Raw genomic sequence first — 18940 nt, forward strand, 5'->3', positions numbered from 1 at the left:
TACAGTAATTAAATTCCCAGCTCAGAGCTATGCATGTGTTCAAAGTACAAGTGAAATTGATGAAGACATAGTTATTACCGACATACAAAACTGTCGTTATTACATTGCTACGTTGAGACAGTTTTGCGTAGTAATTTGGACACATACAAGCTCCCGAAGGGCAAGGTTAAAGGATTCCATTACTACGCTACAAGTTTTTTTAATTATCCCGACAAAAGCACGAAGTGCGTTGAACGCCAGCTTTATATGGCGGCCGTTAGGGTATATAGTACTTCAAACTTGCGCCTTGTACTGAAATCCTTTAGCTCTTGCTGAGTGGGAAGTTAATTACTGTAATTGGTATTAATGGGTAGACTCGCTCAATACTATCATTCCTGAGTTGAATTTATCCTCGATAAACTCAAGTTCAAATTCATCTTTGAGAAAACTTATCATTCCATTTTTTAACGTCTTATTGCCATGGTATCCAGTTATGATCGATGTTATCTTGGGTTCATTGTTTTTTTTGTGGTAACAAAATAATAGTCTTGCGAAAGCTAATGGAACACCTCGAATATGTGTACCATCGCCTGAATGTTCTTCGAAGATTTTATCCATATGCAAATCGATACAATGATTCATTAAGCCAACATTTTTTTTATATATTCCTTGTGTTATCCCTTTATCAATCAAGCTTGCGAAATTATCTTTTTCAAGCGGCGCAAGTTGAGCATGTATTTGTGAAGGGGTACTCATGTTACATTCGTTCATAATTTTTTCTAAATACCATATTCCAATGTCAAATTCTTTTGCCTTGATACATACTTTAGTAAAGGCATTGTAAATGGCTACATCAGGTTTGATGCCCCATTGTTGTATTAAGCTGGTTGTAGCTGTATCGTCATCGCCCAACACCAATGATTTTGCTTCGGCATAACGTTCCATTTCAGCGCAGGCCGTCAGCAAATTTATGCAGGTGATTAGACTGGCCTTTAATGACAAATGAGGTGCCATCACGGGCTTGTCACCACACACCAGTTGCCAAGCACTATCAAACTGGCCCGTTTTAGCGCATACCGTGATAAAGGCATTGTAAATGGGAACATTAGGCTTGATGCCCCATTGTTGCATTAAACTCTCTGTAACTGTATCGTCCAACACCAATGACTTGGCTTCTTCATAACGCCCCGCTTCAGCGCAGGCAGCCAGCAAATTCATGCAAGTGATTGAATCTGCCTTTAGTGGTAGATGAGGTGCCATCACGGGCTTATCACCACACACCAGTTGCCAAGCTCTATCAAACTGACCCGTTTTAGCGCATACCGTGATAAAGGCACTGTAAATGGCAACATCAGGCTTAATGCCCCATTGTTGTATTAAGCTGGCTGTAGTTGTATTCCCATCGTCATCGCCCAACACCAATGATTTGGCTTCGGCATAACGGCCCGCTTCAGCGCAGGCCGTCAGCAAATTCGTGCAGATGATTATATCGGCTTTTAATGGCAAATGAGGTGCCATCACGGGCTTATCACCACACACCAGTTGCCAAGCACTATCAAACTGGCCAGTTTTAGCGCATACCGTGATAAAGGCGCTGTAAATGGCAACGATAGGCTTGATACCCCACAGTTGCATTAAACTAGCTGTATCGCCATCGCCCAACACCAATGATTTGGCTTCTTTAAAACGCTCCATTTCAGCGCAGGCCGTTAGCAAATTAATACAGGTGATTTGATTGGCCTTTAATGACAAATGAGGTGCCATCAATGGCTTATATCCACACACCAGTTGCCAAGCACTATCAAACTGGTCAGTTTTAGAGCATACCGTGATAAAGGCATTGTAAATGGCAACATTGGTCTTGATGCCCCATTGCTGCATTAAACTGGCTGTATCTGTATCGCCATCGCCCAACACCAATGATTTGGCTTCTGCATAACGCCCCGTTTCAGCGCAGACAGCCAGCAAATTCAGGCAGGTAATTTGATTGGCTTTTAATGGCAAATGAGGTGCCATCACGGGCTTATCACCACACACCAGTTGCCAAGCACTATCAAAATGGCCCGTTTTAGCGCATACCGTGATAAAGGCGCTGTAAATGGCAACGTTAGGCTTGATACCCCACAGTTGCATTAAGCTAGCTGTATCGTCATAGCCCAACACCAATGATTTGGCTTCTGCATAACGCCCCGTTTCAGCACAGGCTGTCAGCAAATTCGTGCAGGTGATTTGATTGGCTTTTAATAGCAAATGAGGTGCCATCATGGGCTTATCACCACACACCAGTTGCCAAGCACTATCAAATTGGCCAGTTCTAGCGCATACTGTGATAAAAGCGCTGTAAACGGCAACATTAGGCTTGATGCCCCATTGTTGCATTAAGCTGGATGTAGCTGTATCGCCATCACCCAACACCAATGACTTAGCTTCTGCATAACGCTCCATTTCAGCGCAGGCAGCCAGCAAATCCATGCAGGTGATTGAATCTGCCTTTAGTGGTAGATGAGGTGACATCACGGGCTTGTCACCACACACCAGTTGCCAAGCACTATCAAATTGGCCCGTTTTAGCGCATACCGTAATAAAGGTGCTGTAAATGGCAGTATTAGGCTTGATGCCCCACAGTTGCATTAAGCTGGCTGTAGCTGTATCGCCCAACACCAATGATTTGGCTTCTGCATAACGCCCCGTTTCAGCGCATGCCGTCAGCAAATTCATGCAGGTGATTTGATTGGCCTTTAATGACAAATGAGGTGCCATCACGGGCTTATTGCCACACACCAGTTGCCAAGCACTATCAAACTGACCCGTTTTAGCGCATACCGTGATGAAGGCATTGTAAATGGCAACATCAGGCTTGATGCCCCACTGCTGCATTAAGCTGGCTGTAGCTGTATCGCCCAACACCAATAATTTGGCTTCAGTAAAACGCTCCATTACAGCGCAGGCAGCCAGCAAATTCATACAGGTGATTTGATTGGCTTTTAATGGCAAATGAAGTGCCATCACAGGCTTGTCACCACACACCAGTCGCCAAGCACTATCAAACTGGCCGGTTTTAGCGCATACCGTGATAAAGGCGCTGTAAATGGCAACACTAGGCTTGATGTCCCACTGCTGCATTAAGCTGGCTGTAGCTGTATCGCCATCTTCATCGCCCAACACCAATGATTTGGCTTCTGCATAACGCCCCGATTCAGCGCAGGCCGTCAGCAAATTCAGACAGGTGATTGAATCTACCTTTAATGGTAGATGATGTGCCATCACGGGCTTGTCACCACACACCAGTCGCCAAGCACTATCAAACTGGCCCGTTTTAGCGCATACCGTTATAAAAGCATTGTAAATGGCAGCATTAGGCTCAACGCACCATTGTTGCATTAAGCTGGCTTTAGCTGCATTGCTTAGCACCAACATTTTGGCATCTGAAAAATTTAAATTTAACTTAATTAATTTCAGTAGTAGTATGCATGTTTTCGCTTCATAGGACGATTTAAATCGTATTATGTCACTAAAAATGCCGTTGAAATTAGATGAATGACTGTCAGAAAACTCGGCCGCTTTGTGTAACAATTTATGGATTAGTCTTATGTCCCATGATGTTTCCATGACCCGTTTGTCGTTTTTTAGACTGTGAATGATTTCAATAAGCTGCGAAAGTTTAGTGCAACCACCAATTAATGCATTTAACTCAATACCCAGTTGATTTTTGCTTTTCTGTTTAAGTATCCAAGAGTGAATAAGTGCACTGGTCTGAGTAAAAAAGGAGTCAGGAGAGGAAGGTGGTTGCTGTATTTGCCTAGTATATCGAGTGCTCGATTTGGGAGTAATAGAATCGAGCTCAGTTACAAAACGTTGGCGAACATTACTTGGCTTCTTACAATAATGAGCATCTTGTGTACGAGAGTTAAAGCGAGTCGACGATGATTTTTTGTTGAAAAAATCATACAGATTTTGTCTATCGATTTTGCTTAATCTTTGATAACCCTGTTGTAAGTTTTCATCACCATCAAACCTTGAAACCTCAAAGTTAAGATAGGATACGGCTTCGCTAGGGTATTCTTGGAGACTTTTAAGCATGAATCTATATATTGATCCATGCTCAGCAGGAGTGCGCGCTGTCGCCATCACATTACTCAATAAGTGAGTGAATTAACCAGCTAAGAAATAACGCACTGAAAAGATAAATACAAAAATATTCAGCTTTAAGGCATTCTATAAATGTATAACAGAAAATATCCACCGCACAGGGGAGCCGTTTCATAGCTCATTGTTGTACCTAAGACTCAAACAAGGAATAATGAAATTGAGTGTAAATTGGTTTTTCCCCTCCCTTGCCAACTTGGTCGGCTGGCGCATTTTTGCCCCATTCCTTTTTTCACAAGGCCATCAATTGCAATATTATTTCTAATGGTTAGTCGTTTAAAATCATCTTTTTTTGAGAGAACGCTTTGTGAAGAAGCAGACCTAAAGATTAACATTTATAGTGGTTCGTGCTATAAATTTGCTTCAAGTGCTGTTGTAGTGAAACCACCATTTTTAACTGACTTAATTCAACAATTTTTCGTCGAGATAATATGTTCTTTTGTGACGTTAGCGGTGATTTTACCTGAAGTTACTTTCTGAAGTGCATGCAAGAAGGCGTTATGGTAAATGGCTCTTACTCATATAATTTAACAAATGGAATCTTTCAAGGCATTCTTCCGCACTAGGAGTCGGACTTCCTTCGGTAAAATCAATAATGTCTGCAAAATATTTTCTTTCTTCTTTGGATAAATAGTTAGTGAAAGATTCAACTATTTTTCCAGAGTTTTTTATATCTCTTTCTTTTAAGATGGCTAAGTGAGGCATATATTCGCATGAGTCCCCAAAATCGCATATTTTTAGCTTACCATCGCTTCCTAACAGCATGTTATCAATATAAAAATTATTATGTATTATATTGTTTTTATGTATATAAGCTAATCCTTCAAAAAGACTTCTAATATAAATAGCCATACCTTTAAGCTCTACTGGAGAATGTTTACACATCCATTTTCTTATGTCAGTCCCTTTTTTTTCAGTTATAGATACCACATCACCATTAGAGTCAACCTCTTCACTAACAAATTGAATAATATTTTTATGACCAGAAAGTATCTTAAGAAAACGTGATTCGTTATTCATTTTTTTTATGCAGTCATCATAAAGTTGTTTATCAACTCTTTTTGATTGTAGAGAAATTTTATGGGGTTTTAGCAGCTTTACAACCAACGGCTCCCCATCTTTACTGACTTCATAAACATCGCAATAAGCGCCACTCCCAATAGGGGCTATTGGATAACAAGCCGAAATAATATCATTATGTAATTTTTGATATTCTGATTTTGGTGATTCTTGGTTGTTACTATAAGGCAAGCAACAACCAATACCTTTAATGGCTTCTGACATGATTATTAAAACTTTAAATATAAATAGGTTAAATAAGTTTAGCAACACCCATTTTATATATCATTAATCACTGTTAATCATTATTTTAATAATGAGAATTAAAAAATGTCTGTTTACCATAACCTTTCGTTGTGCGCATTTCTGTTTCAAGCCCTAAGTGGTATTTTTAGGGCTAGTAGTAACTTTAAAAAATTCGATACACATCATTTGATTTTAGAGATACTTAAACTAATGAAATCTGTTGATTATGAAATGAAACCGAAACACGCTTTCGTCCAAAAACGAGTCAACCAGCTGATATGATTTAATTGGGTGTCCAGCCTAATTGATGTTAGTTTTTTAACTTATTGATTTTCTGTAAGCGAACAAGTAAAAATACCTGTAAATGGTTTTCACCTTTAAAACCACTTAGTCGCCATTTCGGTTAAAACAACAAAATCTGGCATTTTTTTGAATTTGAAATTTTAGCTAACATCATTTAGAAAGAACTAAATGGACATATTACCTTTACATGTTCCTAACTTTTTAAAACAACGGAACTTTCTCCTTATATCTTCACATTATTTAGGCTGAGCCCCCATTTAATTGGGTGTTCAGCCTAATTGATGTTAGTTTTTTAACTTATTGATTTTCTGTGAGCGAACAAATAAAAATACCTGTAAATGGCTTTCACCTTTATAACCACTTAGTCGCCATTTCGGTAAAAATATCTAGTTTTAACCTTATTTTTAAGGTTAAAACAGCAAAATCTGGCATTTTTTTGAATTTGAAATTTTAGCTAACATCATTTATAAAGAACTAAATGGACATATAACCTTTACATGTTCCTAACTTTTTAAAATAAAGGAACTCTCTTCTTATATCTTCACATTATTTAGGCTGAGCACCCCACGAGTATTTGCCCTGATTTCCCGTTAATGTCGCTAATAAACCCGCCCAGACGAATACCAGCATCATCTAAGGTTTTATGTAATCGATTTTTCTCATTACTCAATTCCTTTTTTTGTTTGTCTCTTCTGCGAGTCAGTAATCTGAGTTGCTCCTGCTGTGGCGCTGGAACGAAACTTGACCGAACGAGTCCATAGTGACCAAGTGAAGCGAGCCATTGACTGTCAATGACATCTGTCTTTCGACCGGGAACATTCTTGACATGTCTTGCATTAACGACCTGCGTTTTTATGCCAGTAGTAACAAGTGAAAGGTAGATGCTTTTCCAGTAAACACCTGTACTTTCCATGACAGCTAGCTCAATATGATGCTGCTTGAGAAAATGGCATAATTTCAAGCGTTCTTTTTTTAAAGTACCAAAGGATTGAGTGATTTCTTCAATTCCCTGCTCTGTCTCCTAGCGGATAGTGACCATGACCATCATCTTGTGGACATCTAATCCTGCACAACTTTTTACAATAGGTTCCATAAAATACTACTCCACTGAATTAAAGTGAGTAGCAAAACCTAGTGGATAGATTGGATTGCCAAAAACTCTAACGAGAACTGGTCATTTTACCGTTCATTCAATGCGTAAAAGCTGAAATAGCCGAGGGTACGAGCAACCATATCCAGATCAGTTTAGGTTCAGTTATGAAAACTAAAAAAAATGCGACCACGATTTAAGCTCTGCTAATAGTTAGAATAAAACAGAAAGAATTTTCATGGTGTAGGGTGATAGAAAAATAGTAGTCAAAGTAAACGCATATGACATCTATGCCTATCATGAACGTTTAGGTTCAAGTATCTCAACAATAGTGTTGAGTAGGGTCACTGAGCGATGAGGTAGTAAATGCGGGCTGCGCTGGGCTACAAATCAATAGCGGGAGCCAAAGTCATAATCGCTGGAATTGAGCTCTGGAAAACGATAAAAAAGCAAGATGAAAGAGGCACTGGTTCAATCGATTTCGTAGATCCTTACTCAGTGGCAGCCTAATTGTTCATGAAGTTCAGTGTTCCCGTGTTTAATATCGAAGAAGATGTAAAAGCCCTCTTAGTTCATAGGGTCATTCAATACAATTTGCCCTGGATTAGTTTCTTTCCCGACAAACTCCAATCCAAATTGCTCTTTAAGAAATTTTATCATTCCATGTTTTAAAGTATTTCCCCCATGATACCCAGTTGCAATGGTTGTGACTTTGTTCTTTTTTTCTTTATAGTGGTAACTAAATAGTAATTCAGCAAACTCCAATGGAACACCTTGAAGAAGGGCATTATGTTCTTCTTTTTCGAAAATCGCATTAATATGCAAGTCTAGACAATTATCTGTTAATCCAACACTTTCTCGATATACGCCTTTCTTTATATCACTATCAATAGTGTTGGCAAAATTAGTTTTATCAAACATTGCAAGGTGAGCATGCATTTTATGGGAAACACTTATCTCATATTCTTTCATTATTTTCTTTACAATAACTTTTCCTACTTCAAATTTATCAACTTTAGTGTAAACCTTGATAAAAGCACATAAAATCCCTTCATCAGGCTTAATCCCCCATTGTTTCATTAAGCTCACATCAGGGGAATTGCCCAGCATTAATGTGTTGGCCTTTTCAAAATTTCCAGTTTCAGCGCAAGCAGTGAGCAGATTCAGGCAGGTAATTCGATCGGGTTGCAGCGGCAAATCGGGCGCCATCAATCGCTTAACACCATGCACCAGTTGCCAAGCAATATCAAAATTATCTGTTTTACCGCATACTGTAATAAAGGCATTGAAAATCTTTTCATTAGGTTCAATCCCCCATTGTTTCATTAAGCTGCCATTAGGGGAGTCATCGCCCAGCACTAATGCATTGGCCTTTTCAATATTTCTAGTTTCAACACAAGCGCTGATCAGATTCATGCAGGTGAGTATGTCAGCTTGCAGCGGCAAATCAGGCGCCATCAATCGGTTTTTGCCGTGCACCAATTGCCAAGCAACATCAAAATGGTTAGTTTTACCGCATACTGTAATAAAGGCACCGTAAATTTTTACATCAGGCTCAATTCCCCATTGTTTTATTAAACTGCAATTAGAGGCGTTGCCCAGCACTAATGTTTTAGCCTCATTGAAATATCCAGTTTCAGCGCAAGCAGTGAGCAGATTCAAACAGGTGATTTGATTGGCTTGCAGCAGCGAACCGGGTGCCATCATTTGCTGCACCAGTTGCCAAGCATCAACAAAATGGTTAGTTTTACCGCATACCGTAATAAAAGCATTGTAAATTTTTAAATTAGGTTTAACCCCCCATTGTTTCATTAAGCTGCCATAAGGGGGATTGCCCAGCACCAATGCTTTGGCCTTTCCAAAATGTCCAGTTTCAGCGCAAGCCTTGAGCAGGTTCAAGCAAGTGACTTGATTGGCTTGCAGCGGCGAGTCAGGCGCCATCAATCGATTTTCACCGTACACCAGTTGCCAAGCAGCATCAAAATGGTTAGTTTTACCGCATACTGTAATAAAAGCGCTGAAAATTTTTACATCAGGCTCTATCCCCCATTGTTTCATTAAGCTGCCATCAGGGGAGTCATCGCCCAGAACTAATGCTTTGGCCTTTCCAAAATGTCCAGTTTTAGCGCAAGCAGTGAGCAGATTCAAACAGGTGACTTGATTGGCTTGCAGCGGCGAATCCGGCACCATCAACCGCTTGTTGCCGTGCACTAGTTGCCAAGCAGTATCAAAATGATTAGTTTTCCCACATACCGTAATAAAGGTATTGTAAATTATTACATTAGGCTCAATCCCCCATCGCTTCATTAAGCTATCATTGGGGAATTCACCCAATACTAATGACTTTGCATTTGAGAAGTTTAAATTTAATTCAATTAACTTAAGGAGTAATGTGCAGGTTTTAGCCCTATAAGGCGTGCTTACAGTGAAAGATATTATGTCGTTAAAGATGTTATCGAATTTTGATGATTCCAAATCATTAAAAACAGCAACTTTGTGCAATAGTTTATGAATAAGCCTTATATCCCACTGTGTTGCTCGTGCTATTTTGTCTTTCTTTACGGTATGGATGATATCAATGAGGTCTGAAAGTTGAGTACAAGTCTCAATCAATGAACTTAAGCTAATGCCTACGAACTTTGCACTTTCCTGATTAGAATTCAATTGCTGGATGATGTTTTTGGTCTTATCAATAAAGGAAAGGGATGTGTCAACATGAACTCCAGTTTCTCTATGCTCAAGATGTTCGCAGGATTTTGAACTCGCACTTGTTTGTCCTCCACAAAAAAAAAGATGAAGTTGTTTTGTTTCGGCGGCGTCCAACTTGCAATAATACTCTTTTAAAATTTTATACCCATCGAAGATTGAACTTTCGGAGTGGAGATATAATACCGCCTGCTCTGGGAAATATTGGAGTGTTTTAGACAAAAAATTGTATGGTGACAATAGTTCAGCTGTCGTGTAATCAGCTCTATTCATAATACTGAGTGTGTAAGTGACCTATAGTTCAAAACCATAGCGTATAAAAAAATAAACACAAAAATAACTGTTCATCTATATCTTGATCATTCAGCATAGCCTAGTTTCTATTCAGTTTGGGTAATGGCTAACGTTTATGAGGGAAAGCATTCAGTGCATGGATTTAGTTGTTCTATCGTTGTTTTAACGGTGTAACTTATTGTAGTTATAAATTTTTTGGATTTAATGTATTTTTACGTTTGTTGAATGTTGTCGTTCGCTTCAATTAAGTTAAAAGAAATGGAGTTATTGATCTAGGTTGCTAATAAAATGGTACGTTCTACCCGACATCCAAGTTAATACCAATTACAGGGTAGTGGGCTGAAGCAGTGAATTGATCTATCATGGCTGCACTCTAGTTTCATTTATTTTTGAGAATATCATGCGTCACTCTGTAGATGTTCAATGCCCTCACTGTCAAAGTACTTCAATATCAAAAGCAGGTAAAAGCCCAAAGGGGCAGCAAAGATATTTATGCACCAACACTGAGTGCCCGAAAAAAACATTTCTACTTCATTATGTTAAGCGTGCTTGGGAAGATGGGGTAAAAGAAACAGCCATTGACATGGTACTTAATGGTAGCGGAATAAGGGATACAGGTAGAGTGTTAAATATACACAAGAATACAGTGATAAAGGCAATAAAAAAAAGAAAAGAGCATTGTTCACGTAAATCCTAATTACACTCAAAGAGATAACAACTCAAATATTGAAATAGACATAGAGTTAGTGTGCTATGAAGCTGAGATAGATGAACAATGGTCATTTGTCGGAAAGAAAAGCAACCAGAGATGGATGTGGCATGCCATAGACCATAGTTCAAATACAGTCATTGCTTACGTCTTGGGGAAAAGAACAGACAAGGCTTTCAAAGAGTTACAGACATTGCTCGAGCCACTAGGCATAAAGAAATATTATACCGATGACTGGGGTGCATATCAGCGTAATCTGCCACCTGAAAAACATGAAATAGGTAAAACTAACACTCAGAAAATTGAAAGAAAGAATCTCAATTTCAGGACTTGGAATAAAAGATTAGCACGGAAAACAATTTGTTTTTCAAAGTTAGAAAGTATGCACGATATTGTAATTGGGTTGTTGCTCAATAGGGTTGAGTTTGGCATAGATATTCATGCTACTCGCTAAATTGACCCGCTACCAATTTTTGAAGATACCATGTCAGACATTAGGGTCTGTTGATCTTTCAGGATTAAATTTTGTGCTATTTGAGCATTTATCTGTTCAACCTAGAAACATCAGTTGACCGCGTTCTCAAGCGTAGAAAAAATGGCTGATAGTAAGGCGTAGCTTGCAGCAAGTAGTTATTCTACTTGCAAAAGTTACAACGCAGGTAGCAGTCATTTTAGCAAGCTTGTGAGCGTAGAGCATTTCACTCATTGGGTGAAAAACATGATAATAAAATCATCGTATTGCTCAAACAGTTACTCGTATACTCAGCGTTCAACTGATGTTTTTAGGTTCAAGGCGTGAGCAGTGATGCTTAGCCATCTAAGGGATGTCGCAGTTCAAATAATACCAATTTAAATTTCAACGCTTAATTTGTCATACCTGCGAACGCAGGTATCCAGCGACTTGTGCCCAAATTAACCAAAGACTCTGGACTCCTGCGTTCGCAGGAGTGACGATAAAATTGGTATACATTCTTCCGCCACGTCCCTAAGCTAAGGAACTGTCCCAAAATAACTTTCGTGTTTACTTAATCTCGTAAGGTGGTTCAATATAAGCCTTCTCCCCCAGCTTTCTCTGAAATATCATGAACACCTACTCTTCTACCGTAAAGAAACAAATGTTACGATTTTACAAATCATTTAATCAACGAGATCGTAGACGATTTGCTGCCATTGAAGCCTTAAAACTTGGGCATGGAGGTATAGAGTACATTTCCAAGGTATTGAAATGTGACCCCAGAACTATAAGTCGTGGGATTCATGAGTTAGAAGATGAAGTAGAACTGAGCAATAAAGGGCAAAGAAAAAAGGGGAGGTAGAAAAAAGCTGACACAAACTTTTCCCAATTTAGATGATAATTTGCAGGCAATTCTAAAAAACCATACCGCTGGTGATCCTATGCGCCAAGATTTAAGGTGGACAAACGTGTCACGTAGACAAATATCTTGCAAGCTATACGCCAACGGAATACCCGCCAGTAAAAACCTCGTTTCAAGATTATTGCGTCAGCAGGGTTTTCACCGTCGTAAGGCTCAGAAAACCAAAACGATGAAACAACATGTCGATCGTAACGCCCAGTTTGAAAAACTGGCTCAACTGAAACAAGACTATCTTGATAAGGGAAACCCGTCCTGAGTATCGATACAAAAAAGAAAGAACAATTAGGTAATTACTTTCGTGATGGAGTCACAGATGCCGCTGAGCCGACAACCGTTAATGATCATGATTTTCCGAGTATTGGTCATGGTAAACTCATACCTCACGGCATCTACGACCTAAAAAATAATGAAGCCTGTCTACACCTGAATACAAGCAGCGATACATCAGAGTTAGCCTGTGACAGTATTGAACTGTGGTGGAATGAATAAGGAAAACAAGCTTAGGGATGTCGCAGTTCAAATAATACCACTTTAAATTTCAACGCTTAATTTGTCATACCTGCGAACGCAGGTATCCAGCGACTTGTGACCAAATTAACCAAAGACTCTGGACTCCTGCGATCGCAGGAGTGACGATAAAATTGGTATACATTCTTCCGCCACGTCCCTTATGGTGAGCAAGACGAAATACTGATTTTGTGTGATTGTGGTGGAAGTAATAGTGCCAACTCGTACTTATTTAAAGAAGATCTGCAATCGTTGTCTAATCGTTTAAAAATGAAGATCAGAGTTGCTCATTATCCAGCTTATTGCTCGAAGTACAATCCAATTGAGCACCTTGTCTTTCCTCATGTTACAAGAGCTTGTAAAGGTGTTCCTTTCGAGGCTGTTGAAGTTGCAAAGCACTATATGGAGAAGGCAGAGACCACCAAAGGATTAAATGTAAAAGTGAAAGTTATGGACAAAATTTATGAGAAAGGACGAAAATACGCATTATCATTCAAGGAAAATATGACCATCTTATTTGATAAGGCGCTACCTAAATGGAATTACACAGTAGTTCCTGTTTGAACTGGAAATCGGGAAGTTATTTTGGGCTCACTTCCTAAGTGAGCTGGTCACAACACAGAACAGTGAATGCTTAAAAGCATCGAAGACAGCGTAAATTGGTCATTTCTGCTGCGTTATTGTTTTCTTATTTGGAAACGAAGTAACGACAGTTTTGTATGTCGATAATAACCAAACATCACAAACTCTGCCTTGCATAAAATAACCAAGTTATCGTTGTAAAAACAATCATGAAAGATCAACAGACCCTAATGCAATTGGCATAGATTTAGGAAGAAATACTTTCCATCTTATTGCTCATGATCAAACTGGACGAGAAGTCATTCGTAAACAGCACAGTAGATCTTTCTTACTACAATTTCTGTCACTACAAGAATCAACCATTATTGCTATGGAGGCTTGTAATGATGCTCATTGGTTAGCCTGGTACAAAGTATGGATTTATATTTAATTAGATTACTGTTTATACCTGTTCAGTCTCTTTTATCTTTTTTTCATCTTGATTTGAATGATTTTTAGTTATTATTCTAATTAGGCTATTTCTAATACCAATGCCATGAAATAACGGATCGTTAACAAGAGCAAGAGGTTTTCAATGCAAGACATCAGTTTGCTGTTCTTCTATGTAGGGTAATTAAAGTAGGGTAATTAAAGATTTTTGTTATTACTCGAAGATCTGCATTTCAAATATTTCGGTTGAATAACGACATATCCTAACCTCTGTTTTACTTGAACCAAAAATAGTTATGCAATTCAATCGTATAATTGAAAGCAGACCATAGTATTCCTTTACATTCACACTTCAATGGATTTGACATAACAGACAAGATAAAAACAAATTTAAATACCAGTATGTAAAAGAGGGCGTAACTATGTCGACATATATTATCGGTGCCTTTAGCTTATTTCTTCTGTTTTATTCTTGTTTTGCTCAAGCCATTCCAAGGCTTTCAGAGCCCAGTGATGTTGTGCGAACAAAAGATGATGTTGTCTATATTTCGAATACTGGAAATTCGAGTTTAATGGAATGTCGTGTGGTCGATTCGTTGCTGCAAGAATGCCGAATGCGAACTTTCGACGACTTTATGCATCCGTTTAGATTGATTTCAGTTTCAGCTGAAAATGGAACCGGTCAACTCTATATTTCTAAAAAAAATACCAATCTTATCTATAACATTCCCACTCAAAATGATGGTCGCATCGCAATGGGGGTTCTGAATATCGACAGAACAAATCTGGTGTTTCCAAATAATATTGCTGCGAATGTGATTGATATGAAAAAAAGCCCTTCAAATGGTTTAATTTATACTGCAATCGATAGGGCCAATCACTTTGGTCAAATCGGCAAGTGTCAGTTTAGTGTTGGTACGGCTGTGTTTTCTGATTGTGAATTATTTCCTAATCTGAATCTTCCTTCGTTTAACATCCCTTATGGTGGGGATAGGCTGGTAGGCATAGGACGTCAAAGCTCAACAATGCAAGCGTCGGATTCACGATATGCTTATATCGCTTGGCTCAATGATGATGGCAGTATTATAAGTCCAGAAGGCGGGAGTTTTGGTGTTGGCTCTCCCGCATTTCCAGTCAGCTCATTTTCGTTAGCGGGAGGATTCAATGAGTTTTGGGTGACACACAATACTGAGCAGAAATTTACCTATTTCAACGAGCATTCATCAAATACGTTTTTTCCCATATCTGTGTTTTCAGAAGATGCTTATACGGCACCGTCATCAAGGAATGTTTGGGTTAAAACGGTATTAACGACTCGGCCCAGTCGTCCTAATAGTCGAACATACAACTTTTTTTCTTTATTTGGAGATGATAATAAAATGGGTGAGTGTTTAGGTTATCACAACTATTTTACGTGCCGTGATGTGTTTCGTTACTTGTCCAAAGTGAGTGTCGTTGAAGAACTGAATAGCCAAGGCCGAATACAAAGAGAAAGAAGAATAAGGGGAAGTATTTCCGTTAATTCTGAAAGCCATGGCCTGATTCGCTTCAGTAATGTGAATTACAGTTCTATTGAGAGCAATGAGGTGACAAGGGTGAACGATCTTCCTGAAGAAGTGATGCCAGCTTTTGATGCAACATCGGCAGATTCTTGCTTAAATAAAACGAATTTTACGGCTAAAGACACTGTGAACAGCAGCTGTATTCTACGCTACGATTTTCGAGTATTAAGTCTATCAAGTCCTTTAACTGGACGTAGCCGATTCAGTTTTGATGTGAACGGCTCATTTAATGCACAGACTCCCATACCGTACTCAGTATTCTTTGACTTTAATTTATTGAGGGTTAATGTTCCTCATTTGGTGTTTAGGCAGCGAAACTCTGTCATCGACTCGATCGACTTTCAAGCTGGTGAGTCGGGAACGATAGAAGCGTATAATGCGGCGCTAGGGACTGGGCTATTGACGACGCCGATGATCACTTTTAATGATACCAGAATAGGGGCTTACTTTGATGTGACAGCTTGTGATACGGCTTTAGGGGATGGAGAGAGTTGTACTGTTCGTTACAATATCCCAGCCTCGCCGATCAATGGTCGGTTCAAAATGTCAGTGCAAAGCACCGAAGACACTTCGGCTCATCTTGTGGATATCTCTATTGCAAGAGGTGCGAATATTGTGGCCAGACGTCTAGGTATGGACACCGATTTATCTCAGATAATGCTGGTTCCAGGTAATGTCGGAGACATCAACTTTAGTAATGTTGGGGGATCTGATGTGAATGATTTTCATCTAGATTTGGCAAGCCTCCCCGAGTACATTCGACCTTTTTTTAGTGGTAACTGTTTCACCTCACAACGCTTGTCGGCTTTAACTGATCATTGTACTTTGCATTACGATTTGCCTATAGACACTCGTATTGATGGGCGTTATCGTTTAAATGCATTAGGTCATATTTTAACGGATGTTGGCTTTACGCTGGTGATAGGTAATGTCGATATAAGTGGTGAACTTAGGTTGACCGATTCGAATACTCAGTTGGCAGTGCAAGCCGCCAACCTTATACCTTTGAATGCTCAGGGGAGGTGGACATTAACGAATGCGACCAATGCGATTATTTCTGATCTGCATTTACAACTGCAACATGAAGAATTAAGGCGCAACAATGTTATTGGAGGGGAATGTTTTGAGGTGAGCCGATTATTAATCGGTGAAAGCTGTGACATCACTTATCAAATAGGTCAGGACAATGAACTCCCACGAGAAACATTGCTAACGGTTCAGTACGACGGTGGACGGCATCAAACTGAGTTTCCTATACGTTTTTCTGCACTATCTATTATCGGTATTCTCAAATCTGAGACGTTGGTGGGTAATCATGGTTTTTCGATGAGTGCGATCAATAATCAAGTTACGCTCTCAATTGTTAACAATGCGGGTTATCCTCTCATGGGGTTGACTGCCCGACTTTCTTCTCAGATTCAAAGTACTGAACAATCCAACCAATGCAATCATGTGACCCTCAAACCTAGAGGGATATGTGAGATTCACTTATCATTATCAGACGCTTTGGCTTTAGTTGGGCACTATACATTAACCGTTTCTGGCGACAATTTTGTCGTACGAACCGTGCCAGTTTCTATTCGTGAGGCTCGGACAGATCGAATACAAGTCGATAATCGCGGCGGATATGTCATGTATGTTCAATACACACAATATCATCAAAACGTTGATGGACAGGATTCTGCATGTTCAGGAGGGAGCGATTGTTATGCGCTGGCTTCCAGTGGTCGATTTTCAAACCCGCAGTCAAAAACAATCCAAAATTTACATGGTAGAAAAATTTATTTCAAAATCGTTGCGGGAAAAACGCGCACTCTCCCTTCCTGTGACGGAGGTAAAGTTCGCTGTAGTCGTGCGACATTGAACCCTCATTGCTATTATTATTCCGATGGCTCTGGGGAGGCGAATCAACAGAATAATTGCGCAAGATAATGTACAACGCTCCCTGATTTTTATCACTGTTATTTAGTAGAAATAAAAAATCTCCTATAACGTGTCAACTCTGCTGGGGGGAGACTCGCATAGGTTCCACCTTTACGACGGTATCGATATCTTCTTAGCTCGACCAAAAGCTAGAAGGTAGTACCTATGCGAGATTATAATACTAATTGGGTGTAGATCTTTTTGATCGACGAAAAGCATGAAAAGATCATTCATTATCAATTGGATGGGTTTAATAAATGGTGCAAAAGGAGCAATTTTATAGTACTTATCAGTTTTGCAAACACAACAAGTCTATAAAAAGGCTCCTTTCATGAAACTAGCATACTCAAACTCACTCGAATTTTCATTCTTTTCTGAAGCCAAATTGCAATTTGAACGTATTATTTCGCACCTCGAAGACAAACAAGTTAAGAAAGAGAGCCATGGAGAAGTTGAAGCCTATATCGATACCGAAGGAACTGAGTTGTTGCGGTGTTTATTGCAGGGTTTCTTAGATATCAAAACCGCTGAAGAGCCCCGTCAGCAAGTTTGTTCCAACCGTGACATTGCATTGAATCATTTGAAAAATAACTGCAAACGAAATTTAGAAAGTTTATTTGGTACCGTAACGATGCATCGAAAAGGTTACAGTCAACGTCGGTGTGATAACGTGTTTCCAATGGATGGTGAGCTGAATCTTTCGAAAGACAAATACTCTGATGGTGTACGCCTAAGACTCGCTACAGAAGCAGTCCAAGGCTCATATGATGATGCAGTAAGCTCAATAGATACCACCACAGATGCGCACGTGCCCAAGCGACAAGCAAGGCAAATTGTGCAGGATATTGCACAAGATTTTGATGGTTTTTATCTCCAGCAGAGATACCTTAAGCCAGAAAACACATCTGATTTACTGGTATTGACTATGGATGGAAAAGGCATCGTTATGCAACCTAATAGCTTGAGAGAGGGCACGCAAAAAGCAGTGAAACAACAGAAGCTCAAAGGACGCCTAAGTGCTGGAGAAAAAAAAGACCGCAAACGAATGGCAGAAGTTGCAGCGGTATACACCACCAAGCCTTTGCATCGTACCCCAGAATCAATCATGTCTAGAAATGATAATTCAAATGTTCGTCCATTACGTGTGCCACCAAGAAATAAACGTGTGTGGTCAAGCGTAGAAAGAAGCGCTGCGACTGTGATTGAAGAAGCATTTTTAGAAGCTCTGGAACGAGACCCAACTCAAAGCCGTCAGTGGGTTGTACTCGTTGATGGTCATCCTCATCAGCTAAAACAAATTTATCGGGTGATGAAGAAACTCAACATCAATGCAACGGTGGTCATGGATTTCATCCATGTGCTTGAATATCTCTGGAAAGCGGCGTGGTGCTTATTTGAAAAAGATGATCCAGAAGTCGAAGATTGGATAGAAAAGCGAGCGACTGAAATCTTACGAGGTAATGCGTCACAAGTAGCAAAATGCCTTGGGATCAGTGCAACAAAACGGAAATTAAAACAACGAGAAGGCATTAATAAGTGCATCGGTTATCTATTGAAAAATAAATCAAGATTAGAATACGGTAAAGCGTTAAAGCAAGGTTTCCCAATTGCTAGCGGTGTCATTGAGGGAGCTTGTCGTCATCTGATTAATGATAGGTTGGATATCACTGGAGCGAGATGGAGCCTTGAAGGTGCAGAAGCTATATTAAAACTTAGGTCGTTAAGATCGAGTGGTGATATTGAAAAGTATTGGGAGTATCACAAAAAGCAATCCAAACAGAGGTTATACAGATGTGGATAACTTCGTCGTTTTAAAAGACCCACACCCATTGCATTTTAAACACTGATACATCAAAAGGTTAAAGGATAAAAATTAAAATCAATAAGTTACGATTTATTTGCTTTATAATTTAAATTCAACAAGTTGACTTCACCATTTTTAACAGTGTGCGATACTACTGGTATGGCCAATTCAGTAATTTATTGTTTTCTTAACTATATTCAGGTTCGGAAAGTGGGTTCATTGATC

9 protein-coding genes and 3 pseudogenes are annotated in these 18940 nt (G+C 39.4%); 8 read left to right on the forward strand and 4 right to left on the reverse strand.

All coding sequences use genetic code 11. The features are described from left to right. Positions 1 to 342 precede the first annotated feature (342 nt). The 3 genes from E2I05_RS06410 to E2I05_RS06420 form a co-directional block, all read right to left on the reverse strand. Positions 343 to 4107 (reverse strand): hypothetical protein, encoded by a 3765-nt coding sequence (locus E2I05_RS06410; RefSeq protein ID WP_121853923.1) that lies wholly within the window; start codon positions 4105 to 4107, stop codon positions 343 to 345. 516 nt (positions 4108 to 4623) lie between these two features. Next, positions 4624 to 5409: a protein kinase domain-containing protein gene (locus E2I05_RS06415; protein ID WP_121853921.1), complete on the reverse strand. Its 786-nt coding sequence runs from the start codon at positions 5407 to 5409 to the stop codon at positions 4624 to 4626. Positions 5410 to 6283: 874 nt separating this feature from the next. Next, positions 6284 to 6694, reverse strand: coding sequence for an IS110 family transposase (locus E2I05_RS06420; protein ID WP_133309516.1), 411 nt, complete (start codon positions 6692 to 6694; stop codon positions 6284 to 6286). Positions 6695 to 7189: 495 nt separating this feature from the next. On the opposite strand from E2I05_RS06420, the gene E2I05_RS21975 reads away from it, so the two are divergent. After that, complete coding sequence (locus E2I05_RS21975) at positions 7190 to 7333, forward strand: hypothetical protein (protein WP_165905507.1); 144 nt, start codon at positions 7190 to 7192, stop codon at positions 7331 to 7333. A gap of 57 nt (positions 7334 to 7390) precedes the next feature. Here the strand turns inward: E2I05_RS21975 and E2I05_RS06425 are convergent, their stop codons facing one another. Next, the gene (locus E2I05_RS06425; RefSeq protein ID WP_121853918.1) at positions 7391 to 9802 is read right to left on the reverse strand and encodes a pentatricopeptide repeat-containing protein; all 2412 of its coding nucleotides are present in this window, start codon (positions 9800 to 9802) and stop codon (positions 7391 to 7393) included. 421 nt (positions 9803 to 10223) lie between these two features. Between E2I05_RS06425 and E2I05_RS06430 the strand changes: the two genes are divergently transcribed. The 7 genes and pseudogenes from E2I05_RS06430 (at position 10224) to E2I05_RS06460 (ending at position 18712) form a co-directional block, all read left to right on the forward strand. Then, positions 10224 to 10986, forward strand: a protein-coding gene (locus E2I05_RS06430; protein WP_376707911.1) for an IS1 family transposase whose coding sequence is annotated in 2 segments (ribosomal slippage) — positions 10224 to 10492 and positions 10491 to 10986 — 765 coding nt in all. Because the reading frame shifts where the segments join, the coding sequence is not laid out codon by codon here. A 628-nt stretch (positions 10987 to 11614) separates the two neighbouring features. Further along, complete coding sequence (locus tag E2I05_RS06435) at positions 11615 to 11848, forward strand: hypothetical protein (RefSeq protein ID WP_133309517.1); 234 nt, start codon at positions 11615 to 11617, stop codon at positions 11846 to 11848. 79 nt (positions 11849 to 11927) lie between these two features. Continuing rightward, positions 11928 to 12397, forward strand: a pseudogene (locus E2I05_RS22965) (ISAzo13-like element transposase-related protein). 165 nt (positions 12398 to 12562) lie between these two features. Continuing rightward, a pseudogene (locus tag E2I05_RS06450) lies at positions 12563 to 12979 on the forward strand (ISAzo13-like element transposase-related protein); the annotation flags it as partial. A 253-nt stretch (positions 12980 to 13232) separates the two neighbouring features. Next, a pseudogene (locus E2I05_RS22470) lies at positions 13233 to 13400 on the forward strand (IS110 family transposase); the annotation flags it as partial. Between the two features lie 448 nt (positions 13401 to 13848). Next, positions 13849 to 16920, forward strand: coding sequence for a hypothetical protein (locus E2I05_RS06455; protein ID WP_121853914.1), 3072 nt, complete (start codon positions 13849 to 13851; stop codon positions 16918 to 16920). A 322-nt stretch (positions 16921 to 17242) separates the two neighbouring features. Next, entirely contained in the window at positions 17243 to 18712 is a 1470-nt protein-coding gene (locus E2I05_RS06460; RefSeq protein ID WP_133309519.1) for an ISKra4 family transposase, read from the forward strand. The last annotated feature ends 228 nt before the right edge of the window (positions 18713 to 18940 follow it).

It is taken from the genome of Parashewanella spongiae (assembly GCF_004358345.1).
Classification (GTDB): domain Bacteria; phylum Pseudomonadota; class Gammaproteobacteria; order Enterobacterales; family Shewanellaceae; genus Parashewanella; species Parashewanella spongiae.

Bases quoted from the DNA above. Each gene is read 5' to 3' on its own strand.
- E2I05_RS06410 (WP_121853923.1), bottom strand. From the start codon at position 4,107: ATGGCGACAGCGCGCACTCCTGCTGAGCATGGATCAATATATAGATTC.
- E2I05_RS06415 (WP_121853921.1), bottom strand. From the start codon at position 5,409: ATGTCAGAAGCCATTAAAGGTATTGGTTGTTGCTTGCCTTATAGTAAC.
- E2I05_RS21975 (WP_165905507.1), top strand. From the start codon at position 7,190: ATGCGGGCTGCGCTGGGCTACAAATCAATAGCGGGAGCCAAAGTCATA.
- E2I05_RS06425 (WP_121853918.1), bottom strand. From the start codon at position 9,802: ATGAATAGAGCTGATTACACGACAGCTGAACTATTGTCACCATACAAT.
- E2I05_RS06435 (WP_133309517.1), top strand. From the start codon at position 11,615: ATGAACACCTACTCTTCTACCGTAAAGAAACAAATGTTACGATTTTAC.
- E2I05_RS06455 (WP_121853914.1), top strand. From the start codon at position 13,849: ATGTCGACATATATTATCGGTGCCTTTAGCTTATTTCTTCTGTTTTAT.
- E2I05_RS06460 (WP_133309519.1), top strand. From the start codon at position 17,243: ATGAAACTAGCATACTCAAACTCACTCGAATTTTCATTCTTTTCTGAA.